At 53.5% G+C, this 25,464-nt stretch carries 23 protein-coding genes, 2 tRNA genes and 1 other RNA gene; 10 read left to right on the top strand and 16 right to left on the bottom strand.

Translation table 11 applies throughout. From position 1 onward, the window contains the following. Nucleotides 1–63: 63 nt before the first annotated feature. The 5 genes from wbaP to yeaG all read right to left on the bottom strand — a co-directional run bounded on the left by wbaP (nt 64) and on the right by yeaG (nt 7,493). Nucleotides 64–1,530, bottom strand: a complete 1,467-nt coding sequence (gene wbaP / locus AC6I8C_RS10625; protein WP_013358070.1) for an undecaprenyl-phosphate galactose phosphotransferase WbaP — start codon at nt 1,528–1,530, stop codon at nt 64–66. 376 nt (nt 1,531–1,906) lie between these two features. Continuing rightward, nucleotides 1,907–2,140: a DUF1480 family protein gene (locus tag AC6I8C_RS10620; RefSeq protein ID WP_013358069.1), complete on the bottom strand. Its 234-nt coding sequence runs from the start codon at nt 2,138–2,140 to the stop codon at nt 1,907–1,909. Between the two features lie 78 nt (nt 2,141–2,218). Further along, nucleotides 2,219–3,946: a potassium/proton antiporter gene (locus AC6I8C_RS10615; RefSeq protein WP_497822440.1), complete on the bottom strand. Its 1,728-nt coding sequence runs from the start codon at nt 3,944–3,946 to the stop codon at nt 2,219–2,221. A gap of 248 nt (nt 3,947–4,194) precedes the next feature. Then, nucleotides 4,195–5,469, bottom strand: coding sequence for a YeaH/YhbH family protein (locus AC6I8C_RS10610; RefSeq protein WP_497822439.1), 1,275 nt, complete (start codon nt 5,467–5,469; stop codon nt 4,195–4,197). Nucleotides 5,470–5,558: 89 nt separating this feature from the next. Then, entirely contained in the window at nt 5,559–7,493 is a 1,935-nt protein-coding gene (gene yeaG, locus AC6I8C_RS10605) for a protein kinase YeaG (protein ID WP_003852739.1), read from the bottom strand. Nucleotides 7,494–7,913: 420 nt separating this feature from the next. Between yeaG and AC6I8C_RS10600 the strand changes: the two genes are divergently transcribed. Together AC6I8C_RS10600 and AC6I8C_RS10595 are read left to right on the top strand one after the other, a co-directional pair. Next, nucleotides 7,914–8,663 (top strand): MipA/OmpV family protein, encoded by a 750-nt coding sequence (locus AC6I8C_RS10600; protein ID WP_497822438.1) that lies wholly within the window; start codon nt 7,914–7,916, stop codon nt 8,661–8,663. A 72-nt stretch (nt 8,664–8,735) separates the two neighbouring features. Next, nucleotides 8,736–9,587 carry an aldo/keto reductase gene (locus AC6I8C_RS10595; protein ID WP_497822437.1) on the top strand — a complete coding sequence of 284 codons (852 nt, stop codon included), beginning with the start codon at nt 8,736–8,738 and terminating at the stop codon, nt 9,585–9,587. Nucleotides 9,588–9,589: 2 nt separating this feature from the next. On the opposite strand, the gene AC6I8C_RS10590 is transcribed toward AC6I8C_RS10595, so the two are convergent. After that, nucleotides 9,590–10,483 carry a D-hexose-6-phosphate mutarotase gene (locus AC6I8C_RS10590; RefSeq protein ID WP_497822436.1) on the bottom strand — a complete coding sequence of 298 codons (894 nt, stop codon included), beginning with the start codon at nt 10,481–10,483 and terminating at the stop codon, nt 9,590–9,592. Nucleotides 10,484–10,557: 74 nt separating this feature from the next. After that, nucleotides 10,558–11,556, bottom strand: a complete 999-nt coding sequence (gene gapA, locus AC6I8C_RS10585) for a glyceraldehyde-3-phosphate dehydrogenase (RefSeq protein WP_013358063.1) — start codon at nt 11,554–11,556, stop codon at nt 10,558–10,560. 341 nt (nt 11,557–11,897) lie between these two features. Here gapA and msrB point away from each other — a divergent pair, with 341 nt between their 5' ends. Both msrB and AC6I8C_RS10575 read left to right on the top strand, forming a co-directional pair. Continuing rightward, the gene (gene msrB / locus AC6I8C_RS10580) at nt 11,898–12,308 is read left to right on the top strand and encodes a peptide-methionine (R)-S-oxide reductase MsrB (RefSeq protein WP_013358062.1); all 411 of its coding nucleotides are present in this window, start codon (nt 11,898–11,900) and stop codon (nt 12,306–12,308) included. 4 nt (nt 12,309–12,312) lie between these two features. Then, nucleotides 12,313–12,594 (top strand): YeaC family protein, encoded by a 282-nt coding sequence (locus tag AC6I8C_RS10575; RefSeq protein ID WP_013358061.1) that lies wholly within the window; start codon nt 12,313–12,315, stop codon nt 12,592–12,594. 29 nt (nt 12,595–12,623) lie between these two features. On the opposite strand, the gene pncA is transcribed toward AC6I8C_RS10575, so the two are convergent. The 3 genes from pncA to sppA form a co-directional block, all read right to left on the bottom strand. Further along, nucleotides 12,624–13,232, bottom strand: a complete 609-nt coding sequence (gene pncA, locus AC6I8C_RS10570; RefSeq protein WP_497822435.1) for a bifunctional nicotinamidase/pyrazinamidase — start codon at nt 13,230–13,232, stop codon at nt 12,624–12,626. A gap of 16 nt (nt 13,233–13,248) precedes the next feature. Beyond that, on the bottom strand, nt 13,249–14,262 hold the full coding sequence (ansA, locus tag AC6I8C_RS10565; protein WP_497822434.1) for an asparaginase: 1,014 nt from the start codon (nt 14,260–14,262) through the stop codon (nt 13,249–13,251). An 85-nt stretch (nt 14,263–14,347) separates the two neighbouring features. After that, complete coding sequence (gene sppA / locus AC6I8C_RS10560; RefSeq protein ID WP_497822433.1) at nt 14,348–16,210, bottom strand: signal peptide peptidase SppA; 1,863 nt, start codon at nt 16,208–16,210, stop codon at nt 14,348–14,350. 173 nt (nt 16,211–16,383) lie between these two features. On the opposite strand from sppA, the gene AC6I8C_RS10555 reads away from it, so the two are divergent. The 3 genes from AC6I8C_RS10555 to AC6I8C_RS10545 all read left to right on the top strand — a co-directional run bounded on the left by AC6I8C_RS10555 (nt 16,384) and on the right by AC6I8C_RS10545 (nt 19,353). Further along, the gene (locus AC6I8C_RS10555; protein ID WP_266307626.1) at nt 16,384–16,935 is read left to right on the top strand and encodes an NAD(P)H nitroreductase; all 552 of its coding nucleotides are present in this window, start codon (nt 16,384–16,386) and stop codon (nt 16,933–16,935) included. 193 nt (nt 16,936–17,128) lie between these two features. Further along, a complete protein-coding gene (locus AC6I8C_RS10550) occupies nt 17,129–19,045 on the top strand; it encodes a DNA topoisomerase III (protein WP_497822432.1) in 1,917 nt (638 codons plus the stop codon). Beyond that, the gene (locus AC6I8C_RS10545) at nt 19,042–19,353 is read left to right on the top strand and encodes a DUF1496 domain-containing protein (RefSeq protein WP_033732846.1); all 312 of its coding nucleotides are present in this window, start codon (nt 19,042–19,044) and stop codon (nt 19,351–19,353) included. Before AC6I8C_RS10550 ends, AC6I8C_RS10545 begins: the two co-directional genes overlap by 4 nt. 33 nt (nt 19,354–19,386) lie before the next feature. On the opposite strand, the gene xthA is transcribed toward AC6I8C_RS10545, so the two are convergent. The 6 genes from xthA to AC6I8C_RS10515 all read right to left on the bottom strand — a co-directional run bounded on the left by xthA (nt 19,387) and on the right by AC6I8C_RS10515 (nt 22,244). Next, entirely contained in the window at nt 19,387–20,193 is an 807-nt protein-coding gene (gene xthA, locus AC6I8C_RS10540; RefSeq protein ID WP_313678210.1) for an exodeoxyribonuclease III, read from the bottom strand. A 170-nt stretch (nt 20,194–20,363) separates the two neighbouring features. Next, a non-coding RNA gene (locus AC6I8C_RS10535) (RtT sRNA) lies at nt 20,364–20,491 on the bottom strand. A gap of 39 nt (nt 20,492–20,530) precedes the next feature. Continuing rightward, nucleotides 20,531–20,615 (bottom strand) — tRNA-Tyr (locus AC6I8C_RS10530). 39 nt (nt 20,616–20,654) lie between these two features. Next, nucleotides 20,655–20,739: transfer RNA gene (locus AC6I8C_RS10525), tRNA-Tyr, on the bottom strand. A 144-nt stretch (nt 20,740–20,883) separates the two neighbouring features. Further along, nucleotides 20,884–21,732 (bottom strand): formyltetrahydrofolate deformylase, encoded by an 849-nt coding sequence (purU, locus tag AC6I8C_RS10520; RefSeq protein WP_497822431.1) that lies wholly within the window; start codon nt 21,730–21,732, stop codon nt 20,884–20,886. Nucleotides 21,733–21,788: 56 nt separating this feature from the next. Continuing rightward, complete coding sequence (locus AC6I8C_RS10515) at nt 21,789–22,244, bottom strand: YchJ family protein (protein WP_072008961.1); 456 nt, start codon at nt 22,242–22,244, stop codon at nt 21,789–21,791. 96 nt (nt 22,245–22,340) lie between these two features. Here AC6I8C_RS10515 and rssA point away from each other — a divergent pair, with 96 nt between their 5' ends. The 3 genes from rssA to galU all read left to right on the top strand — a co-directional run bounded on the left by rssA (nt 22,341) and on the right by galU (nt 25,464). After that, the gene (gene rssA, locus AC6I8C_RS10510) at nt 22,341–23,246 is read left to right on the top strand and encodes a patatin-like phospholipase RssA (RefSeq protein WP_497822430.1); all 906 of its coding nucleotides are present in this window, start codon (nt 22,341–22,343) and stop codon (nt 23,244–23,246) included. 99 nt (nt 23,247–23,345) lie between these two features. Then, nucleotides 23,346–24,362 carry a two-component system response regulator RssB gene (rssB, locus tag AC6I8C_RS10505; RefSeq protein WP_013358053.1) on the top strand — a complete coding sequence of 339 codons (1,017 nt, stop codon included), beginning with the start codon at nt 23,346–23,348 and terminating at the stop codon, nt 24,360–24,362. A 193-nt stretch (nt 24,363–24,555) separates the two neighbouring features. After that, complete coding sequence (gene galU / locus AC6I8C_RS10500; protein WP_013358052.1) at nt 24,556–25,464, top strand: UTP--glucose-1-phosphate uridylyltransferase GalU; 909 nt, start codon at nt 24,556–24,558, stop codon at nt 25,462–25,464.

Here is a 25,464-nt window from a genome sequence, read left to right as displayed (position 1 = left end):
AAAGATAGAGGAAGTCGTGCGGAAAGTGCGATGCCTGCGGTAAACAGGCATCGCATTACTGACTTAGTAAGCGCCGTCGCGGCGTAGCACCACGCCTGCGGTTTTGAACAAAATCGCGATATCGGTCCAGAGCGCCCAGTTTTTGACATACCAGGAGTCAAAATAGACGCGAGTATCATAGTCGATATCGTTACGTCCGCTGACCTGCCAGAGGCCGGTCATGCCTGGCTTGGCCATCAGGTAGTAGTCAACGTCACCGGCATAACGCTCTAGTTCAGCTTCGATGACCGGACGCGGGCCGACCAGACTCATCTCACCACGAATCACGTTCCACAGCTGCGGCAATTCGTCGAGGCTGGTTTTACGCAGGAAGCTGCCAATCCGGGTTACGCGCGGGTCATTCTTCAGTTTGAAATCTTTGTCCCACTCCATCCGGGCCTCTTCACTGGTGGCCAGCAATTTCTCCAGCACCTCTTTGGAATTGGTCACCATGGAACGGAATTTCAGACATTTGAATTTTTTGCCATTCTGGCCCACACGCTCGTGACCATAAATTGCATTGCCGCCGTCACGCTTCACCATATAGCAGAGCAGGGCGAAGATTGGGCCAAGGAACAGCAGCAGCATCGACGCGACGACAATATCAAAGGCACGCTTCATGAAACGGGAGGAGTGTTTCGCCAGGTTATTGCTGACGCGCAGGATCATCACTTCATGACTGAAGATGAAAGACATGTCCGTGCCGTAAAGCGGCACGCCGCGCAGCGTCGGGATCACCGAAACTGACCGGCAGTTCATCTTCGACAGGAACTTCAGCCAGCGATCGCGCATCGGCTGCTGCTCATACTCCATGGCAACAATAAACTGCACATTGTCACGGTCAATGGTCTGCCAGTTAATGTCTTTCCAGGTGATCACTGGCACACCATTCACGCTCTGCTGAGCCGGAACATCATCGACCGAGATAAAGGCCTGCACGTTGTAGCCCAGGATCTCTTCACTCTGCAGCGCCGCATACGCTTCAGTGGCGTTGCGGCCGGAACCGATAATGATGGTCTCTTTCTGCCACTGGCCCGCCTTGTTAATGGCACGTTTAACCAGAGCGCGCATCAGCGGCAGCAGCAGCAGGGCATATGTCCAGCTGAAGACCCACACCATGCGGGAGAAGTCCCATTTAGAGAAGGCGATAAGCGCCAGGTCGAGCAGCGAGAAAACAAATAATGTTTTAACGATCTCTTTCAGCTCAAACCAGAAGGGTTTGCGATAGGTATAATGGCGCAGTCGTACCCAGAACCAGCCGGTACACATCACTGACATAATAAACTGAGCCACAAAACGATATTCAATCTGATGCGGTGGAATAAAGGTATCCAGCTCGCCCCAAATACCCTGTATTGTCGCGGCAGATAAAAACAGCGCCAGGTTAAGTGCAATCAGATCGGAAAAACTCAGGGCGAATTTCACGATGATATTTTTACGCGTGCCGCTCCACGAGCGGCTCGGGCTATTCATTATCAATGTACTTGCCATAAAACCTGCTCTCTTTCTCAAGTAAAAGATGGCCTGATCAGAATCAAATACGCGCTCAGGAGTGGGCCTCTGAAAAATTAAAAAATAATTTTCAGTCTGTTGCAGTCAGTACAGCCAGTGCAGCTGCAAAAAAGGTAACGATTAAAGCGTGATGGTACTCACGAAATGTTGCAGCATTGAGAATGAGTATGCAGGAGTTATTTGACAGAGTTAATACGGAAAAAATCTGAAAACATCAAAAGTGATTAAAGTTTTAAATCGCTAACTGCAGGTTTTTATTGAATAAAATAAGGAAGGGGTCGGTTATAACCAAACTGTTTAAGACGCTTTTTAGGAATTACCGCCAAATCATATGACTGGCGGTAGTGATAGCGGCTCAGGCAGGTTTCTTTAAAATCCAGCGGTCCTGCTGTTTATCGTAGTGGCCAATCTGCAGATTCACTGGCTCCCCGTCAATCCAGGCCGGTACGCTGGTATCACGATCCCAGCCATCGAGTTGGGTAATTAAGCCGGGATTGGTGTGACAGGGGATACTGACGGTGTCGGCGTTCTCACTGTCAAGATCGGCATCTACAATCTCATAACGACCAATTTTAACCACGTGTCCCATTCATTTCTCCCGTTTTAACTGGCATAGAGAGTTAAGCTTAGCGCACTGAGAGAAAATAACGTGGCTGAATGATTAGGATTATTCCTTCTCTTCAGCCGGACGGACACCAATCTTCACGATGCGGTTATCCTCTTTCTCCGCGACGGTCCAGGTCAGCTGATTCCACTCCACCTGATCGCCGACGACCGGCGAGCCGCCCAGCATTGCCAGCACCAGTTGCCCCAGTGACTGCTGATCGTTGGTGCTCTCATCCAGCTCGAGTCCGTAAATCTGCGCAACGTCGCGCAGGCGGGCCTCGGCATCCAGAATAAAGTCACCAAAGAAGCGCTGATCGAGCGAAACCGGCGGCGACTGGCTGAACATTTTGCCCAGCGCCGGAAGATCGCGCTCACGGCCAATCACGCAGATGACGTCGTTCTCTTTCAGCCGTGTGCCGCCGTTGGGGTGCATCAGCACATTGTCACGGAACAGGGCAGCGATGCGGGTCTCGCGCGGCATCTGCAGGTCACGCAGCGCGGCACCCACGCACCACTTGTCGGCGCTGAGCTGATAGACAAACTGCTCCCACGGATTTTCGGGGTGAATGTCCAGACCGATACGGCTGATCGGCGAGGCGGTTGGCGGCACCACTACTTTGGCTTTTTTTGCCGCAAAGCCCAGCGAGGTGCCCTGCAACATCAGGGAGACCAGCACCACGAAGAAGGCGATATTAAAATAGAGCGAGGCGTTCTCTAATCCGGCCATCATCGGGAAGACCGCGAGGATAATCGGCACCGCACCGCGTAAGCCGACCCAGCTGATAAAAAAGCGTTCGCGCGTGGTGAAGCTGCGGAATGGCAGCAGCCCAATAAACACCGATAACGGGCGCGCCACCAGAATCAGCCACAGCGAGAGGATCATCGCCGGCACCGCGATATGCCATAAATCAGACGGCGTCACCAGTAGCCCCAGCACGATGAACATGCCGATCTGGCTCAGCCATGCCATCCCATCAAAGGTCTGCAGAATGCCGTGTCGGTTGCGGATCGGGCTGTTGCCCAGTAAAAAGCCGCACAGATAGACCGCCAGGATACCGCTGCCCTCTAACACCGTGGTGAGGGCGAACACCAGAATGCCGCCGCTCAGCGCCAGCAGCGGATAAAGCCCTGGGGCCAGACTGATACGGTTAATCAGCTGCTGCAGCGCCCAGCCGCCGCCCAGGCCTAACACAATACCCAGACCAAACTGCTGCACCAGATGCACCAGGAACATCCAGTCAAGGCCGCTGCGGCCCTGCTCGATCATCTCAATCAGGGTGATGGTCAGAAACACCGCCATCGGGTCATTGCTGCCCGACTCAATCTCCAGCGTGGAGCTGACGCGCTCATTCAGGCCTTTATCACCCAGCAGAGAGAAGACGGCGGCAGCGTCCGTAGAGCCGATGATGGCGCCAATCAGGAAGCCCTGCATCATATCGAGGTTAAATAACCAGGCCGCCACCACGCCGGTTAAGCCCGCGGTAATCATTACCCCGACGGTAGCCAGCGACAGCGCAGGCCCCAGCGCAACCTTAAACGAGCTGGCCTTAGTTCGCATGCCGCCATCCAGCAGGATGATCGCCAGCGCCAGGTTTGAAATCAGATACGCCGCAGGATAGTTATCAAAGGCGATGCCGCCGATACCATCAATACCGGTCAGCATGCCCAGTGCGAGGAAGATAACCAGAATAGGAATACCCAGCCGGGATGAGAAAGAGCTGAGCAGAATACTCGATGCGACCAGCACGGAACCGATGATAAACAGACTGTAGACAATAGTGTGGTTCAAACCCGGTCTCCTGAGATATGGCAGTGCGATGTGGCAACTGATGACAAATATCCATGCTATCTCTGAAAGATAATGTTTTATCAAGGAGTTGTCATTGTGAAAATGCGCATTATACGAATTGCTTAACAGGGTATGGAATCAGATTAATGTGAAGAATGAGGGGGTTGGCAGGCAAGCGGGAGAAAACAGACTGTTTTAGCAGGTTATTCGGCAGATAAAAAAAGCCGGCGATTAGCCGGCTTAGTGCATCAGGCTTCCGTTGCCTGTTTATGGAACAGCGATCGGAACACCGGATAGATATCTTCCGGCTCACGAATATGTTCAATGGCAAAGTTATCAAACGTCGACTGCAGATGCTCATACTCGCGCCACAGCGTCTGATGCGCACGGCGGGTAATCTCGATATAACTGTAATAACGCACCACCGGCAGAATATGCTTCGCCAGGATCTCGTGACAGAGCGGTGAATCGTCGGCCCAGTTATCGCCATCCGACGCCTGTGCAGCATAGATGTTCCATTGCGCCGGGTCATAACGCTCTTTCACCACCTCATCCATCAGTTTCAGCGCACTGGAAACGATGGTGCCGCCGGTCTCCTGAGAGTAGAAGAACTCCTGTTCATCGACTTCTTTAGCCTGCGTATGATGGCGTATATAAACCACATCGACATTCTTGTAGGTGCGGCTCAGGAACAGGTAGAGCAGGATATAGAAGCGTTTGGCCATATCCTTAGTCGCCTGATCCATTGAACCGGATACATCCATCAGACAGAACATGACTGCCTGGCTGGAAGGCTCCGGGCGCTTCTCAAAGTTTTTGTAGCGCAGATCGAAGGTGTCGATAAAGGGAACGCGTTCAATACGCGCCCGTAACTCGGCAATCTCTCTGCGCAGCCGCTCCTCTTCCAGTAACTGAGCCGGTTCGGTTTTCTCAATCTCCTGCAGCGTCTCTTCCAGTTCATGCAGCATCCGGCGTTTACCTGCTGTCATCGCCGTACGACGCGCCAGTGAATTCTGCAATGAGCGCACAACGCTGATATTGGCCGGCACGCCATTGGAGGTGAAACCGGCCCGGTGGGTCTTATACTCATTCAGCTGACGATGCTGGTTGCGACGCAGGTTAGGCAGGGCGAGGTCTTCAAACAGCAGGTCAAGATACTCATCTTTCGATATCTGAAAGACAAACTCATCCTGACCTTCACCATCCTGACTGGCATTGCCCTGACCACTGCCGCCGCCACCGCCACCCTGCGGACGCTCGACGCGGTCGTTCTGCACAAAATGGTCGTTGCCCGGATGGACCCGATGGCGGTTACCGCCGCGCCCCTGATGGAAAATCGGCTCATTGATATCGTCAATCGGGATAGAGACGGACTCACCGCTGCTTACGTCGGTCACCGAGCGTTTATTGATGGCCTCGGAGATCGACTGCTTAATTTGCGACTTATAACGGCGCAAGAAGCGCTGGCGGTTTACCGCGCTCTTGTTTTTGCCGTTAAGCCGGCGATCGATGAAATAGGCCATGGTATTCCCCCAAACTACATTGTAAGCAGGTCGGGCGAACCCGACCCTGTCAGACCGGTATCACTTACCGGCAAGCTTACAGACTCTTATCAGGACGATTTACGCACACGCAGATACCATTCACAGAGCAGGCGAACCTGTTTGCGGGTATAGCCTTTTTCCATCATGCGATCGACAAAATCATCATGCTTTTTCTGCTCATCGGTAGAGGTCTTGGTGTTAAACGAGATGACCGGCAGCAACTCTTCCGTATTCGAGAACATTTTCTTCTCAATCACGGTGCGCAACTTCTCGTAACTGGTCCAGTTCGGATTGCGACCGTTATTGTGTGCCCTGGCGCGCAGCACGAAGTTGACGATCTCGTTACGGAAATCTTTCGGGTTACTGATGCCAGCAGGCTTCTCGATCTTCTCAAGCTCCGCGTTGAGCGATTCACGGTCAAACAACTGTCCGGTATCGGGATCGCGATACTCCTGATCCTGAATCCAGAAGTCGGCATAGGTCACGTAGCGGTCAAAAATGTTCTGACCATATTCAGAGTAGGATTCCAGATAGGCGGTCTGAATCTCTTTGCCAATAAACTCAGCATATTTGGGAATCAGATAGCCTTTGAGGTGCTCAAGGTATTTCTCCGCCTGATCCTGCGGGAACTGCTCGCGCTCAATCTGCTGCTCCAGCACGTAGAACAGGTGCACCGGGTTAGCTGCGACTTCGGCGTGATCGAAATTAAATACCCGCGACAAAATCTTAAAGGCAAAACGGGTCGAGAGACCGTTCATACCTTCATCCACACCGGCATAATCGTGATATTCCTGCCAGGATTTCGCTTTAGGGTCGGTGTCTTTCAGACTCTCACCATCGTACACCCGCATTTTGGAATAGATGCTGGAGTTCTCAGGATCCTTGAGTCGTGACAGGATAGAGAAGCGTGCCAGCGTCTCCAGCGTGCCCGGTGCGCAGGGCGAGGTTGCCAGCTCACTGTGATTAAGCAGTTTGTCGTAGATTTTGATCTCTTCAGAGACCCGCAGGCAATAGGGCACTTTGACGATGTAAACGCGGTCAAGGAACGCCTCATTATTCTTGTTGTTACGGAACGTCACCCACTCTGATTCGTTGGAGTGCGCCAGAATAATGCCGTTAAACGGCAGCGCCGAAATTCCCTCGGTGCCGTTGTAGTTGCCTTCCTGCGTTGCTGTAAGGAGTGGGTGCAGCACCTTAATCGGTGCTTTAAACATCTCCACGAATTCCATGATGCCCTGGTTCGCGCGGCAGAGTGCACCAGAGTAACCGTAGGCATCAGGATCGTTTTGCGCGTGGTTTTCCAGTTTACGGATGTCCACTTTACCCACCAGCGCAGAGATATCCTGGTTGTTCTCATCACCCGGCTCGGTTTTGGCGATCGCCAGCTGTTCCAGAATCGACGGCCAGACTTTTACGACTTTGAACCGCGAAATATCGCCACCAAAGTCGTGAAGGCGTTTCGCAGCCCAGGGCGACATGATAGTGCCGAGGTAACGGCGCGGCACGCCATACTCTTTTTCAAGAATATGCGCGTCTTCCTGCGGATTGAACAGGCAAAGAGGATGATCGTTGACCGGACTGCGTTCACCGTCAGCGCTCAGCACATAGATGGGCACCCGCTGCATCAGCGACTTAAGCCGTTCCGCCAGGGAAGATTTACCGCCACCCACCGGACCCAGTAAATAGAGGATCTGTTTCTTCTCCTCAAGTCCCTGAGCGGCATGTTTCAGATAGGAGACGATCTGTTCAATCGCTTCCTCCATGCCGTAAAACTCCTCGAACGCCGGATAGCGACCCATCACACGGTTGGAGAATATTCTGGAAAGGCGTGGCTCCTGAGCAGTGTCGACCATTACTGGCTCTCCGATAGCCATTAACAGTCGCTCTGCAGCGTTGGCGTATGCACTGCGATCCTGCTTACAGATGGCAAGAAATTCCTGCAGTGTGAACTCTTCGTCCTTGGCAGCTTCATAACGCTGACGATAGTGATCGAATATATTCATAGCGATGCCCGTCCTTTCGTTTTTAGCACAGGTAAGGAGCGTAATTTAAGACTTGTAGCAGCTCCCGGAAGATATTCTCTGTTGAGTACAGCAACCCTTATGCCAACCTGATCTTTTTTATCGGGATACACAACTTTTGTGGTTACTCTGCTCGTACAAAATCTCTGCTGTTAATTCTAACTGTAGATGGCTTCTAGGAAATTTCCTCCATGGGTTTGGGCGAATGAGGGGGAGATCAAGACTAATTCGGGTCAGTTGTGAGATGAGTTCATATGGGTGATGCTTTAACTTAACTTGTTTTTAACCTTTGGTGCCACTTTCATCTGTTGGTTGCTTAAAGGATTTCGATATAAGTTAATCCAGCCGTAAAAAAACGTTAGACTTCCTGTTTGATTGTTATATTTATGGAATGAATAAATTGTGAACCAATTCAAATTTAAGACGCTTGTTGCACTTTTACCCTGTTATTTACTGGCGGCGCACGCCAATGCCGCTCCGCTCTCTATAGGGGCATCGGTCATCTATGCCGACTCACCTTATCGTGGCGGACAGGACCGTTATCTTCCGGTTCCGGTCATCAATTATGAGGGTGAAGACTTCTGGTTCCGCAGCCTGCAGGGCGGTTACTACCTGTGGAAAGATCCTCAGAATCAGCTCTCGCTGACGCTGCTGGGCTCACCGCAGGAGTACAAACCCAGCGACAACGATCTGGGCGATATGAAAGGGCTGGATAAGCGCCGCATGACGCTGATGGGTGGCGCTACTTATCGTCACACCGCCGACTGGGGGGTTGTCCGTACGGCATTGCTGGGCGACGTGCTGAATAACAGCAACGGCATGATCTGGGACCTGACTTACCTCTACCCCATCCAGATGGGCGACTTCAGCCTGACGCCTGGCATCGGTGCCATGTGGAATAGCGCCAATCAAAACCGTTATTATTACGGTGTTTCCGCGCATGAAAGCGCACGTACCGGCATCAGTCGTTACAATCCGGACGACAGCTGGTCACCTTATGTTGAGCTGAGTGCCAGCTATCAGATTGCAGCGCAGTGGAATGTTGGCGTGGTGGGACGTTACACCCGCTTCGACAGCGAAATCAAAGACAGCCCGATGATTGATAAGAGCGGGCAGACGACGATCTGGACAGGTGTCAGCTACACCTTCTGATAACGCACCGAAAGAGGGCACCCAGTGCCCTCTGTTCTTTTATGGGGCCTCAGAATGAGGCGGGAGAGCAGAATGCGCAACACGATCAACTTCGCTGGCTTCAGCGACCTGCCGGTAATCGGTCAGGGCACGTGGTATATGGGCGAAAACCCGGCGCAGCGGGCCGGTGAAGTCGCGGCATTACAGGCAGGTCTTGAGTGTGGATTGCAGCTGATTGATACCGCCGAAATGTATGCAGACGGCGGCGCTGAAGAGGTGGTCGGGCAGGCACTGCTGGGGCGTCGCGATAAAGCATTGCTGGTGTCGAAGGTCTATCCGTGGAATGCCGGCGAAGTGGATGCCATTGAAGCCTGTGAACGCAGCCTGCGCCGTCTGCAGACCGATTACCTTGATCTCTATCTGCTGCACTGGCGCGGTAATATTCCGCTGGAAGAGACTCTACGCGCCATGGAGCGCCTGCAGCAACAGGGCAAGATTCGTTATTGGGGCGTCTCGAATTTTGATACTGATGATATGACCGAACTGTGGGACGAACCCGGAGGCAATCAGTGCGCGACCAATCAGGTGCTCTACCATCTTGCTTCACGCGGCATCGAATTTGATCTGCTGCCCGTCTGTCAGCAGCGAGGCGTGCCGGTGATGGCCTATTGTCCGCTGGCACAGGCTGGACGGCTGCGGGACGCGCTGTTTACCGACGTGGTGCTGAATCAGATTGCACAACAGAAGGGCATCAGCGTGGCGCAATTACTGCTGGCCTGGGTGATTCGTCAGCCTGGCGTCATTGCCATTCCCAAAGCCAGTTCTGTGGTTCACGTTCAGGAAAATGCTGCGGCGCTGGAGATGGAACTGACCGATGAAGAGTTACAGCTCATCGATCGTGCCTGGCCAGCACCACAGCATAAATTACCGCTGGATATCGTTTAGCCCTAAGCTTTGTCGCTGGCTGCGACTTTCTTCTTAAGACGGAACGTTGTGGCCAGGCGTGCCGGCTTTTCACCCGCACTGCGCAGCGGCTTACTGATTCGGGCCGTCTCTACACAGACCATTGTCTTATACCCTTCATTCGCCATATCCGCCATGCTGCAGGAGAGTTCCACTCCCGGATTCCAGGTGACAACGTCACTGTGATGGTGGTGGTAAACTTCGATCTGTCGCTCAGCGGCTGTATCATTGATGACCGAGCAATCTTCTGCTGCAGTGAAGATACGGTCGATGCGTCCCGGATAGCGCTGTTTGCCATCACTGCTGGCAACCTCACCGTTATTTACTTTGTCGATATAGCTGTTGCCCAGACCGGAGACCTCAACACCGTTGATGTCACTGACGGTAAAGTAGCTATGCAGCGCTGCCGTGGCTTCAAAGTCACCATGCGCTTCCAGTTCAATTTCACAATGCTGACCCAGGCGGAAGCGGGCAATCAGGGTAAATTCGTGTGGCCACAGTTTCAGCGTCTGAGCGTTGCTCTCAAGCACCAGCGTCAGCATTACGCCATCTTCATTCTCATCATGCGCCGTAAGCTTCCATGTCTGAATCCGGGCAAAACCGTGTGCCGGTTCGCCTGCCGGACCAAACCAGGGCCAGCAGATCGGTACGCCGCCACGTATCGCTTTGCCTGGTGAAAACAGACTCTTGTCGCTCAGCCACAGTACCGGCTTTTCACCACTCGGCTGCCAGGCGATCAGGTGTGCGCCCTGCAGCGTAATCGCTGCCCGTACTTTAGGGTGACTGATAACAATCGTCGGCAGTTCGTCAACCTGACGCTGCGAAAGGTAAGGGGAGATCTGCGTGACCACGGGCAGAGAAAACAGTTTATCTTGCATGTTCGATTCCTTCCTGTGCGGATCAAAAAAAGGGCGACCGAAGTCGCCCTTAATCTCAATGATGTCTGTCTGCCTTATTTAGCAGAAACCAGCGCAATCAGGTCGAGAACTTTGTTTGAGTAGCCAGTTTCGTTGTCGTACCAGGAAACCAGTTTCACAAAGTTGTCGTTCAGTGCGATACCCGCTTTAGCATCGAATACTGAAGTCAGGACTTCGCCGTTGAAGTCGGTAGAAACCACGTCATCTTCAACGTAGCCCAGAACGTCTTTCATCTCACCTTCTGCAGCCGCTTTGATTGCAGCACAGATTTCTTTGTAAGAAGCCGCTTTTTCCAGACGCACGGTCAGGTCAACAACGGAAACGTTAGGGGTAGGTACGCGGAATGCCATACCGGTCAGTTTGCCGTTCAGCTCTGGCAGAACTTTACCAACGGCTTTTGCTGCGCCAGTTGATGAAGGAATGATGTTCTGCGATGCGCCACGGCCGCCGCGCCAGTCTTTGTGAGACGGGCCATCAACGGTTTTCTGAGTCGCAGTGGTAGCGTGAACGGTGGTCATCAGACCTTCAACGATACCAAACTTGTCGTTGATGACTTTTGCCAGCGGTGCCAGGCAGTTGGTGGTACAGGAAGCGTTAGAAACGATATCCTGGCCATCATATTTGTCGAAGTTTGCACCACGAACAAACATAGGGGTGTCATCTTTAGATGGACCGGTCAGAACGACTTTCTTAGCACCTGCGGTGATGTGTTTACGCGCGGTTTCGTCGGTCAGGAAGATACCGGTTGCTTCAGCAACAACGTCAACGCCCACTTCATCCCACTTCAGGTTTGCCGGATCACGCTCAGCAGTAACACGGATTTTTTTACCGTTAACGACCAGTGCGCCATCCTGAACTTCTACAGTGCCGTCGAAACGACCGTGCGTAGAGTCATACTTCAGCATGTACGCCATGTAATCCGCGTCCAGCAGGTCGTTGATAGCAACGATTTCGATGTCAGAACGTTTCTGAGCAGCACGGAAAACGATGCGACCGATACGGCCAAAACCGTTGATACCTACTTTGATAGTCATATATTCCACCAGCTATTTGTTAGTGAATAAAAGGTTGCCTGTAAAATTACAAAAACCTTACCAGGCGTCAAGCGGAATCGTGTCAATTGTTGCGACAAATCAATTCGCCTGAGGGGAATTATTCGGTGCGCAACCGCTTGCACACCGCCAATGATATCGTGCTTCGTCGAATCAATCGCCGAATATATAGGGATGCCCGGAACAAAAGGTGATCGAAGTCACAAATCCGTTTAGCGGAAGGCAGACTGAAAGGGTGAGCACAAAAAAAGACCCGGCTTATGTTGATCATTTGTTAGAATAATAGTCGAATTTTTCAGAATGGCACTTCCCGGAATCCTAAAATGGCTAAAGACACCGCACCCGAAGCAAAAATTGCGCAGCTGACTGAAATGCAGCGCTACGTCACTCAGCATCGCGGAACGGAACCGCCTTACAGCGGCGCGTTGCTCCACAACAAGCAGGAAGGGATCTACCACTGTCTGGTTTGTGAGGCACCACTTTTCCTCTCAGAGACCAAATATGATTCAGGCTGTGGCTGGCCCAGTTTTTACCAGCCGGTGAATGATGATGCGATTCGCTATATCGAAGACAACTCTCATGGCATGCAGCGTGTTGAAATCCGCTGCGGAAGTTGTGATGCGCATCTGGGGCATGTCTTCCCCGATGGTCCGCAACCGACCGGTGAACGCTACTGTGTTAACTCCGCCTCGCTGAATTTCACCGACGAGCAGGGCGAACAGACCAAAGGGTAAGGCGATGAAGGAACAACTTGAAGCAATGCTTGCGTCGATGACACCTGAAGTCTACGAACGACTGGCAACAGCAGTTGAGATTGGAAAATGGCCGGATGGCGTGGCACTGACGCAGGAGCAGCGCGACAACTGCCTGCAACTGGTTATGTTGTGGCAGGCAAGACACAACGATGCGCCGCAGCATATGACCATCGCTAAGGGCGGCGAGATGGTGATGAAGTCGAAAAAAGAGCTGAAAGAAGCGTTCGGTATCGACCCGGATGTTACCCGCATTCATCTGCACTAAAAAAAAGCTGGCGTCATGCCAGCTCCATTTTAAATCAGAATCGCGCCCTGAGCCGTCATCTGAGCAAAGGCGATTTCACTGTCCTCAGGATTCAGATTAACGCCGCGGCAGCCTTCTTTGACTACTTCGACGTGATACCCCAATTCCAGCGCATCCAGCACGCTATATTTCACGCAGTAATCTGTCGCCAGCCCCAGCATCACCAGATGAGTGATGCCACGCTCACGCAGCCAGCTGTCCAGCTCGGTTTTACGACGGTGGCCATTATCAAAAAAGGCGCTGTAGCTGTCGACATCCTGATCTTCACCTTTATGGAACGTCGCATCGAACAGTGAACGATCCAGACCGGGATGGAAGTCCGCACCTCCTGAGCCCTGAATGCCGTGATCGGGCCACCAGATTTGCGCCAGACCATTTAACTCGCCCAGCGTGTATACCGGCTCACCGGAAACCGAGGCAAAGCTGCCGTGATCGGCCGGGTGCCAGTCCTGCAGGGCCAGTACGCATTCACCGTTTTCACGGAACAGCCGCGCATAGCGATTGGCCACCTCGACCGTGTGGTCGCCCTCATGGACTGCCATCGGGCCGCCGGGGCAAAAATCGTTCTGAATATCAATAATGATGAGTGCCCGCTTCATTACATGTCGCTCCGTTTCAGTCTTCAGTCAGTTCGCCGCGCAAATTCTGCTGCATTCTGGCACGGATTTGATCGGCAGAAAGTTCCTGACTGAGTAAAAAGTGTAGCTTGGTCAGCGCGGCTTCTACCGTGAGGTCAAATCCGCTAATCACGCCAGCTTCTTCCAGCGCATTACCGGTGGCGTATCCGCCCATATTCACCTTGCCTGAAATACACTGGGTCAGGTTCACTACCACGATACCACGTTCGCTGGCCTGGTGAAGTTCGGCCAGAAATTCCTTGTTCTGCGGGGCATTGCCCACGCCATAAGAACGCAGAATCAGCGCCTTCACCGGCTGACGCAGGAAGTTACGCACTACGTCGGCGGAAATTCCAGGATAGATGGTGACCACGCCAATAGGCTGAGGCGTAATGGTGTGAACGTTCAGTTCGCCCTGACCGGATGGGGCTGGTGGCGTATTAAGGCGGCGAATATGAATGCCCGCTTCCAGTAGTGCAGAGAGGTTCGGCGACGCAAAGGCGTTGAAGCCATCGGCATGGGCCTTGGTCGTACGGTTACCGCGATAAAGTGTGTTATTGAAAAACAGAGACACTTCACTGATCGGGTAGTTAGCCGCCACATAGAGCGAATTTAAAAGATTCTGCTGACCATCTGAGCGCAGCTCCGCCAGGGGGATCTGCGACCCGGTCACGATCACCGGCTTGGCCAGATTTTCCAGCATGAACGAGAGCGCGGAAGCGGTAAACGCCATGGTGTCAGTGCCATGCAGAATCACAAAGCCATCATAGCGATCGTAATTTTGTCGGATATCGTTGGCGATAAACTGCCAGTCTTCCGGGGTCATGTCGGATGAGTCGATCAGCGGCTGATATTCATGAATGGTGAAATCAGGCATCTCGGGGCGGTGGAACTCGGGCATATTCGCCAGCTGCTGCTGCAGGTGCCCTGAGACCGGAATATAGCCCTGCGCAGAGCGCTGCATACCGATTGTCCCGCCCGTGTAGGCTACGTAGATGTTTTTCTTTTGCATTAGAGAACTCAGACTCGCCATAAAACGCGCAGTATAAGGGGAATAGCGGGGAAAAGCAGCCCGACCAGCGGCCGGGCTGAGAGGTTTATCGCACTTCGCCGCAGTTCAGGCAGAAGGCATAACGGTTCTGAGGATCGTTCTGCTTGTCGAACAGACCCGGCTGGGCTTTCATGGCACTCATCACATCCAGCATTGGTGCGGGCAGCCAGGCTTTCAGCGTATCCGGCAATACGGCCTGTACAGAGGCGTTTATCTGGCCTAGCACCATATCCAGGAAGGTCGGTTCATCCTGATACCAGCTCAGCATGGGTTTACTGACTTTCGCCAGCTCGCCCGCCTTCTTCACGGCATCATCGAAGTCACCCAGCGCATCCACCAGGCCATTGGCTTTGGCATCGCTGCCGGTCCAGACATGGCCCTGCGCTATCGCATCAATCTGCTCGGGGGTTTTATGACGCGACTTCGCCACCAGACCCACAAAGTTGCGGTAACCATTTTCGATAGTCAGCTGCATCAGCTGCTGAACTTCCGCTGGCAGTGCCTTGGTGGTGGAGATATCCGCCAGCGGGGAGGTCGCGACACCATCCGTGTGCACGCCAATGCTGTCCAGACTGTTCTCCAGCGTATTGATCACGCCGAAGATACCAATCGAGCCGGTCAGCGTGCTGGGGTTTGCCACAATGTAGCTGGCAGGCGTTGAGATCCAGTAACCGCCGGATGCCGCCATGCCGCCCATAGAAACCACAATCGGCTTACCTGCGGCCTGGGCCGCCGCCAGCTCTTCACGAATCGCTTCCGAAGCCGTCACGCTGCCACCCGGGCTGTTCACCCGCAGAATAATCGCTTTGATTTTTGGATCGAGGCGCGCATCGCGGATCTGAGCAGCTGTTGTGTCGCCACCGACGTTGCCCGGCGTCTCTTCGCCATCCATGATGGCACCGCTGGCCATGACGACCGCAATGTTGCCATCCTGCTGCGAGGAGGCCGGTTTCACACTGTAGTCATAGATGCTGACGCTACGGTAATCGTTGCTCTGCTTATCCAGACCAAAGGTTTTCACCAGTTCCTGATCGGCTGCTGCACGGGAACCCAGGGCATCGACCAGCTTGTTATCCAGCGCATATTGCGCGGTGTCGCCTTTAACCGCGTTTAAACCAGCAATGATCGCTGCTGCGCCCGGGAAGAGTTGTTCCGGCGTCAGCTGGCGATTCGCCGCCACGGTATTCAGGTAGTTCTGCCACAGCTGACCTACCCAGCGGCTGTCAGCATCACGTGCCGCGGGTGACATGTCGTCACGTAGGAACGGCTCGACCGCTGATTTGTAGGTCCCGACACGGAAGACGTGTGAGGTGACTTTCAGCTTCTCCAGCAGGGTTTTGTAATAGAGTCCGTTGGTGGCGAAGCCATGCAGATCCACTGTGCCCTGCGGCGACAGATAGATTTTTGTGGCGTAGCTGGCAAGGTAGTATTGCGCCTGGCTGTAGCTGTCGCCCAGAGCATAAATTGGCTTGCCGCTGTCGCGGAATTCACGCAGCGCTTTACCCACATATTGCAGCGAAGGCTGATCGCCACCGGCAAATTCGCGTAAATCCAGCACCATGCCTTTAATGTTGCTGTCGCCCTTTGCCTGGCGAATGGCATCGACCACATCAAACAGCGAATTTTCCTGTAAGCGGTCACTGCTGGCACCCAGCAGCTGGCGGCCAATTTTACTCAGACGGTTGCTTACCGACGGTTTATCCACCAGTACGCCGCTGAGATCGACTTTCAGTGCGCCCTGCTGAATCGGCGCTGAACTGCCGCCCGATCCGCTGACCTGAAGCCAGATCCCCACACCCACCACAATCAATAAAATCAGGAAAATATTCAGAATGAATTCCCTGATAAAATTCAATACCCGCCAGCTCCAGCGGAACAGACCTGCAATTATTCGCCACAATGTGCGCATCAGACTCTCCATAAATATGTAGCAGGAAGTGGCCGCCGCGCGGACCAGACTTCCCCGACGAGCTCATCCTAAAGAGCGGCGTGTTAAAAGTCAGCAGGAAATCACTGCGCACTGTTACAAAAAATCTGCCTGTGCCAGGATAATGGCAACATTACAGAGATCGGGAGAGAAACATGGACGCACTGGAGTTACTGGTCAACCGACGTTCGGCTTCACGCCTGACTGAGCCGGCACCGGCGGGTGACGCACTGGAAAATATCCTGCGGGCGGGCATGCGCGCCCCGGATCACGGCACGCTGCAACCCTGGCGCTTCATCATTGTAGAAAATGAAGGGCGTGATCGGATGAGTCAGCTACTGGAGAAGGCGGCACGTGATAATCAACTGGATGAAAAGGCGATTAACAAAGCGAGCCAGGCGCCGTTTCGCGCACCGATGATCATTACAGTGGTGGCACATTGCGAAGCGCACCATAAAGTGCCGCGCTGGGAACAGATTGCCTCGGCCAGCTGTGCGGTGATGGCGATGCAGATGGCGGCGCTTGCTCAGGGGTACAACGGTATCTGGCGCAGCGGTCCCTGGACCGATGACGAGCAGGTCCGGCAGGGCTTTGGCTGCCGCGAGCAGGATGCCATCGTCGGCTTCCTCTACCTGGGCACCCCGCAACTGAAATCCAGCACTACGGTGCTCCCGCCAGACACTGCGCCTTTCGTCCGTTACTTCTGATCTGCCTGTCCGGTTCCGGCAGGGTGCTTTGCAGCCCTGCCTGTTGCACGGTTCCTGTGCGAACGATCGCTAACACCGCGCGTCATGCTTACACCCGAAGCCCTGCCAGGCTAACATAGCCCGCGAGATTCCAACCGACAGCGAACAACCGGTTATCACTGTGTTCCCCTGATGTTAAGGATGTCCTGATTCAATGCGTTTGTTTATTGCGGAAAAACCGAGCCTTGGGCGTGCTATCGCAGATGTGCTGCCGAAACCGCATCGCCGCGGTGATGGCTTTATTGCCTGCGGCAACGATCAGATCGTCACCTGGTGCGTGGGACACCTTCTTGAGCAGGCGCAGCCCGACAGTTATGACAGCCGTTACGCGCGCTGGTCGCTGAACGATCTGCCGATCATTCCGGAAAAATGGCAGCTGAAACCACGTCCGTCGGTTGCAAAGCAGCTGAAAGTGGTGGAGGGTCTGCTGGCGCAGGCGAGTGAAGTGGTGCATGCCGGTGACCCGGATCGGGAAGGGCAGTTGCTGGTGGATGAGGTGCTGGATTACCTGAACCTGCCCCCTGAAAAACGCAGTAAAGTGCAGCGCTGTCTGATCAACGATCTTAACCCTCAGGCAGTGGATCGCGCCGTAAATCGCCTGCGTGAGAATCGCGAGTTTATCCCGCTGTGCGTTTCTGCGCTGGCCCGCGCCCGGGCTGACTGGCTCTACGGCATCAATATGACCCGCGCCTGGACGCTGCTGGGACGCAATGCCGGCTACGATGGTGTGCTGTCAGTAGGCCGGGTACAGACACCGGTGCTGGGGCTGGTAGTGCGGCGCGATGAGGAGATCGAAAACTTCGTGCCGAAAGACTACTTCGAAGTTAAAGCGCATATCCTCACGCCTGATGGTGCCAGATTTGTTGCCAGCTGGATCCCCAGCGAAGCCTGTGAGCCGTGGCAGGATGAAGAGGGACGGCTGCTCAAACGCGCACTGGCCGATCATGTGGTGGCGCGTATCACCGGTCAGCCCGCCATCGTCACGGCTTACAGCGATAAGCGCGAAAATGACGTCGCTCCGCTGCCATTCTCCCTGTCCAGCCTGCAGATCGAGGCCGCAAAACGTTACGGACTGAGTGCCCAGACGGTCCTGGACACCTGTCAGCGGCTCTATGAGACCCACAAACTGATTACCTATCCGCGTTCAGACAGCCGCTATCTGCCGGAAGAGCATGTTGCCGGTCGTCATGCGGTGTTAAAGGCGATACAGGCGCATCAGCCCCAGCTCACCCCACCAGCAGACTTTAACGCCAATCGCAGAAACCGCTGCTGGGACGATAAAAAAGTCGATGCTCACCACGCCATTATTCCCACGGCCCGGAGCAGCGCGGTGAAGCTCAGTGAAAACGAACAGCATATTTATGAGCTGGTAGCGCGCCAGTATCTGATGCAGTTCTGCCCGGATGCGGTATTCCGTAAATGTGTCATCGACCTTGATATTGCGGGCGGAAAGTTTGTGGCGAAAGCGCGCTTCCTGGCTGAGGCGGGCTGGCGCGCGCTGCTCGGCAGCAAAGAGCGGGATGAAGAGAACGACGGCATGCCGCTGCCGGTGGTAGCGAAGGGTGATGCGTTGCTTTGTGAGCGTGGCGAGGTGCTGGCGAAGCAGACTCAGCCGCCACGCCCGTTTACCGATGCGACGATTCTTTCTGCAATGACCGGCATCGCCCGTTTCGTTCAGGATAAAGAATTAAAGAAAGTGCTGCGTGCGACCGATGGTTTAGGAACGGAAGCCACACGCGCCGGCATTATCGAATTACTGTTTCGTCGTGGCTTCCTGGTGAAGAAGGGCCGTTACATCAATTCCACGGATGCCGGACGCGCCCTGATTCACTCTCTGCCCGATCTGGCAGCGCGCCCGGATATGACGGCGCAGTGGGAATCGACACTGACGCGTATCAGCGAAAAGGCCTGCCGCTATGATGAGTTTATGCAGCCGCTGGTGCAGACCTTAACCGGCCTTATCCAGCAGGCGCGGCAGCAGCCTGCGGCGCATGCATTTCGGAGATTACCGTCCACCGGACAGAAACGTCCGGTGCGCAAAACCAGGCGTAAAGTTAAGGAGACGGAATGAGGCGTTATTCGGTATTTCTGGTCGTGGCTCTGACGCTGGTGACCAGCGCAGTGCAGGCCAACAGTCGTTATCAGTCGATGCCACAACAGGGCAGCAACGGTGTGAACACCGATGTGGTGGTGGATATGCCGCCGGAAGCCTGGACGCAGTCAGAGAGACGTCAGCAGGACTGTCTCCGCTGCTGTATCTTTGAGAACCGCAACTACACAGAAGGCGCGGTAGTGAAATCTGAGGGCGTGCTGCTGCAGTGCGCGCGTGATGAACAGTCTCTTGGCACCAACAATCTGATCTGGAAAATAGTGAAATAGCCGTCGCGTGGCGTTCTGCCACGCGACCATTAATTAAAAGCGGAAGGTTGACCAGATGGGGGCGTGGTCAGACGGCTTCTCCATGCCCCGAATCTCATAATCAATGCCGCTCTCAACGCAGTGCGCTGCCAGATTTTTACTTGCCAGCACTAAATCAATGCGTAAGCCACGATTATCATCAAACCCTTTCGAACGATAATCGAACCAGGAGAAACGGTCCGCCACCTCCGGGTTGTGCTCGCGCCAGGTATCCACCAGTCCCCAGCCCAACAGGCGATCCATCCACTCACGCTCTTCCGGCAGGAAAGAGCATTTGCCGGTGCGCAGCCAGCGTTTGCGGCTCTCCTCACCAATGCCAATATCCAGATCGGTGCTGCTGATATTCATGTCGCCCATAACCAGAACCGGTTTATCGGCAGGCAGATCGTCGGTCAGCAGGCGTTGCAGATCGCGATAGAACTTCTCTTTAGCCGGGAACTTGGTAGGGTGGTCGCGACTTTCGCCCTGTGGGAAATAGCCATTGATCACTGTGATGTCGCCAATCGGGCTGGGGATTTCCGCCATGATCAGGCGGCGCTGGGACTCTTCGTCATCGCCCGGAAAGCCCCGGCTCACTGAAACGGGCTGCGCTTTGGTTAGCAACGCCACGCCGTAGTGGCCTTTCTGCCCATGATAAAAGACGTGATAGCCAAGCTTTGCCACCTCCTCCAGCGGAAACATGTCGTCGTGGACCTTGGTTTCCTGCAGACCGATCACATCGGGCTGATGCTGTTCGACAAGCGCCTGAAGTTGATGCGGGCGGGCACGCAACCCATTGATGTTAAATGAAACAAATTTCATGAGATCGACCATTTTTCAGCGAGTAATGGGCAAAGATGGTAGCGATTTTTATTGAAGAAGTCATGGCAGAACAGGCTGAGATTGTGCGAAAGCGGGTAAGAAACGTGAGGAGGTGTAAGGCAGAACAAGGGGCTCAGATATTTTTTGGGAGTCGTGTGCGATATGCAGGATGGTGGTGGGAGAAGGATTATTCGGCGCGTTGCGCCTCACCCTTCGGGCCGCGCTGGAGCGCGTTGTCTCGCGATGCTCGACCCGAACCTTGATCGAAGGTTCTCATCCCTTTCCCCGCAGAACAGGAGACTTTGATATTTTTTGGGATGGAGTGCGATATACAAGATGGTGGTGGGAGAAGGATTCGAACCTTCGAAGTCTGTGACGGCAGATTTACAGTCTGCTCCCTTTGGCCGCTCGGGAATCCCACCAGGGATATTTGAAGTGGCTTAAGATGATTCAGATTCAGATGGTGGTGGGAGAAGGATTCGAACCTTCGAAGTCTGTGACGGCAGATTTACAGTCTGCTCCCTTTGGCCGCTCGGGAATCCCACCATGGCCTGAATCTTTGTCTCTTAAAGCGGGGCGCATCATACCAAATGCGATAAGGGTGTAAAGCGCCCACTGGCAAAACCGCAACTGTTTGCCCACTTTTTACACGTAGCGCTGAATCTGCAGACAATTCAGCGCCCTGGCTGATTAAAGAATAATCGTACGGTTACCGTAAACGAACACGCGCTGTCCCAGTACTTTGTACAGAGCGTTGCTCAGGACATTCTTTTCTACATCGCGACCGGCACGCATCATCTCATCCGCGGTGTAGCTGTGATCGACGTTAATCACATCCTGCATGATGATTGGACCTTCATCGAGATTGTCATTCACGTAGTGCGCGGTAGCACCGATGATTTTCACGCCACGCTCATAAGCCTGATGGTAAGGGCGGGCTCCGATAAAGGCGGGCAGGAAGGAGTGATGAATATTGATAATCTGGTTCGGATAACGCTGCACGAAAGCGGGCGTCAGAACGCGCATATATTTTGCCAGCACCACGTAATCGGGCTGATAGCGGTCAATCTCTTCTATCATGCGGTTATCGTGCTCTTCCCGCGTCAGCCCCTCATGACTCACCAACACAAACGGAATATCGAAACGCTCAACCAGTGAACGCAGGGTGTCGTGGTTACCCACTACCGCTGCAATTTCCATATCCAGGCCGCCAAACGCGCTCTTCATTAACAGATCGCCCAGGCAGTGTGCCTCTTTAGTCACCAGAATCACTACACGACGGCGACCGGCACTGTGAAGTTCCCGCACGGAACCCTGCGGCAGGGCGCTGTCGAGATCGGCGAGCAGGGTATTGTCGTTGAAAATCCCTTCCAGCTCGGTGCGCATGAAAAAACGCCCGGTGCGATGATCAACAAACTCATTGTTCTGCACGATATTAAGTTCGTGCTTGTAACAAATATTGGTGATTTTGGCGATCAGACCTTTTGCATCGGGACAAATGGTTCGTAAAACTTTTCTTTGCATGGTTTGCGCTTGCATCTCAATCAGAGTCCTGTCAAAGCATTAGGGTATAAACCGCTGGGGTAGCCGTCAGCTTAACCACAACATTTTTTGTATTTTTTGCCACTGCCGCACGGGCAGGGATCGTTACGCCCCACGGGCGGTTTTGTTCCGTCAACATAGTACCAGCGTTGATCCTCGCGAAGAAAGCGTGAACACTCATGAATGGTATGAATGTTGGTTTTCTCGCGGTATCGCGCAAAAAAGGTAACGAAAGCTTCGTTCTCATGGCTTCCATGATTACAACGGGTTACATTCAGGCTAAGCCATTCGGTGCCTGGAAAACTTTCAGATAAAAGCCCCGACAGCGCCGGATGGCGTTTCTCAGGATGCCAGGTTGCAACCAGATAGTCCGCATTATGCTGAACATAGGCGCAATATCGGGATCGCATAAGTTGTTCAGCTGTAACAGGAATCTGGTTACCCTGCAGAAAGGGCCCGCAACATACGCTATACTGCTCTCCGCTACAACATGGGCAGGTTTCTGACACATTGTCTCCCGGGAATGATGAGTCGATTTCACAAGCGCGCTATGTTAGCTGACCCCACGTTGTGACGCTACGTATTGACGGCAGGACCAGATACAAATGAGAAAGGTAAAAATTGGATTGGCTCTGGGGTCTGGAGCGGCCAAGGGATGGGCGCATATTGGCGTGATTAACGCGCTGGAACGTGCGGGCATTGAGATCGATGTTGTTGCAGGCTGCTCAGTTGGCGCACTGGTCGGGTCTGCCTATGTGAATAACCGTCTGCCGCTGATGCAGAAATGGGTGAGCGCATTTCGCTACTGGGATGTGATTCGCCTGATGGATGTCTCCTGGCAGCGCGGCGGGTTATTACGCGGCGAGCGGGTATTCAGCCATGTCCGTCAGCTGATCCCGAATGATGCGATAGAGCACTGTGATAAACCCTTCGGCGTGGTGGCGACCAACCTGAGTACGGGGCGTGAGCTCTGGCTGACTGAAGGCGATCTTCATCAGGCGGTACGCGCATCCTGCAGTATGCCAGGTTTATTACCGCCGGTGGGCTACAATGGGTATTGGCTGGTAGATGGTGCCGTCGTGAACCCGGTGCCGATTTCACTGACGCGTGCCCTGGGGGCAGACATTGTTATCGCCGTTGACTTACAGCATGACGCACATTTAATGCAGCAGGATCTCTTTTCCGTTACACCTCAGAACAGTGAAGAAGAAGCCGCCGCAGCGGCATTGAGTTGGGGTGGAAAGTTGCGACAGCGCCTGGTGAATTTCACCCAGCGCCGTGCATCTCAGTCACCTGGCGCGATGGAGATTATGTCTACCTCTATCCAGGTGCTGGAGAATCGCCTTAAGCGAAACCGTATGGCAGGCGATCCGCCCGATGTTTTGATACAGCCGGTCTGTCCGCAAATTTCGACGCTGGACTTTCACCGTGCTGAAGAGGCCATTGAGGCAGGCAGGGCCGCCGTAGAGAAGAAAATGGATGAACTATTACCACTGGTCCGTGGCAGATAATCAGGTTGTTCATTCAAAACGGTGACTTCGGGCAATTCTGAAAGGCGCAACTGCGTTTTATGAACCACTATTGAATTATCTGGTACGCAGGGGGAAAGAATGGAAAAACCACTACTCGGCAAAAAGATACTCATTGTCGAAGATGAGGCTGTTTTCCGTTCGTTGCTGGACCAATTTTTGTTATCGATGGGTGCTGTGACGTTACAAGCGGAAGATGGTCTGGAAGCAATTGCACAATTACAACAGCATACTGTCGACCTGATTATCTGCGATCTGGAAATGCCCCGTATGAGTGGCATCCAGTTCGTTGAGCATATTCGTACCCGTGGCAATGTCGTGCCGATTTTGATCATCTCGGCCACTGAAAACATGTCCGATATCGCCCATGTACTGCGTCTTGGGGTGCAGGATGTGCTGCTTAAGCCACTCAAAAACTTCGAACGCTTCCGTGAAGCGGTCTATGAGTGCCTTTATCCCTCAATGTTCACCTCCAAAGTGGAAGAGGATGAGCAGCTTTTCCAGGACTGGGATGCGCTGGTTCGCGATCCAAAAGCAGCCGCCAAGCTGCTCAAGCAACTCCAGCCGCCAGTGCAGCAGACCATAGCCAACTGCCGGATTAACTATCGGCAGCTGACGATGGCCGAGCAGCCTGGGCTGGTACTTGATATCGCAGCACTCTCTGATAAAGATCTGGCGTTCTACTGTCTCGACGTGACGCGCGCCGGTGATAACGGCGTGCTGGCGGCGCTATTACTGCGTGCACTGTTTAATGGCCTGCTGCAGGAGCAGCTTACGGGCCAAAAACAGCGTCTGCCGGAGCTGAATGGACTACTCAGACAGGTCAATCTGCTGCTGCGCCAGGCGAACCTGAGCGGTCAGTTCCCGCTGCTGGTGGGTTACTATCATCGCGGTTTAAAAAATCTGATTCTGGTTTCGGCCGGATTAAATGCCACGCTTCATGTTCATGCCCATCAGATTCAGCTCAGTAATGGTGTCCCGCTTGGCACTATGGGCAGCACCCATCTTAATCAAATCAGTCAGCGCGCAGACAACTGGCAGTGCCACGTCTGGGGCGCGGGCGGTCGTATACGGCTGATGCTGTCCACGGAAGAATAAGTGCAAAAAACAGCGAGATTCTGGTGCTGATTCCAGGACCAGAGTTTAGCTTTACAGTTGGGTAATAGTCTTAATTTCGACGGTTTGGTCCCTTCCAGGATAAATCCGTTCGATACTAACTGATATACTCATTTCCGATTTTAAACCGACATATCAAGTATTAACTTGAACGGCCTATGAGAGAGGTATCTTAATGTCTGCCAATAATACCAAAGTAAAAAAAGCGGTAATCCCGGTAGCGGGTTTGGGTACGCGTATGCTCCCGGCTACCAAAGCGATTCCAAAAGAAATGTTACCGCTGGTTGATAAGCCGTTAATCCAGTATGTCGTTAACGAGTGTATCGCTGCTGGCATCAACGAAATTGTGCTGGTTACGCATTCATCAAAAAATGCCATCGAAAACCACTTTGATACCAGCTTCGAACTGGAATCAATGCTGGAAAAACGCGTTAAGCGTCAGCTGCTGGATGAAATCCAGTCTATCTGCCCGCCACACGTTACCATCATGCAGGTCCGTCAGGGCATCGCTAAAGGTCTGGGTCACGCTGTGATGTGTGCACACCCGCTGATCGGTGATGAGCCCTTTGCGGTCATCCTGCCAGACGTCATCATCGACGAATATGAATCCAACCCAACCAAAGATAACCTGGCAGAGATGCTGAGCCGTTATGAAGAGTCTGGCCGCAGCCAGATCATGGTTGAGCCGGTTGCCGATGTTACCGCGTACGGTGTTGTTGATTGCCAGGGCGCAGAACTGAACCCAGGCGACAGCGCACCTATGGTTGGTGTGGTTGAGAAGCCTAAAGCGTCAGAATCACCATCAAACCTGGCCGTCGTAGGTCGTTATGTGCTGTCTTCAGACATCTGGCCTCTGCTGGCGAAAACGCCTCCAGGTGCAGGCGGCGAAGTTCAGCTGACTGACTCCATTGCTATGCTGATGGAAAAAGAGACGGTTGAAGCTTATCACCTTAAAGGCGTGAGCCATGACTGTGGTAACAAGCTGGGCTATATGCAGGCTTTCGTTGAGTACGGTGTTCGTCATCCGGTATTGGGCAAAGATTTCTCTGAATGGCTCGATGGCGCAGTTGGCAACAAAAAGTAA

The sequence above is a fragment of the Pantoea sp. X-Soil-YNGN-844 genome, from assembly GCF_059730595.1.
The sequence above is the reverse complement of the archived record's forward strand: the minus strand, read 5'-3'. Positions and strand labels throughout refer to the sequence as shown.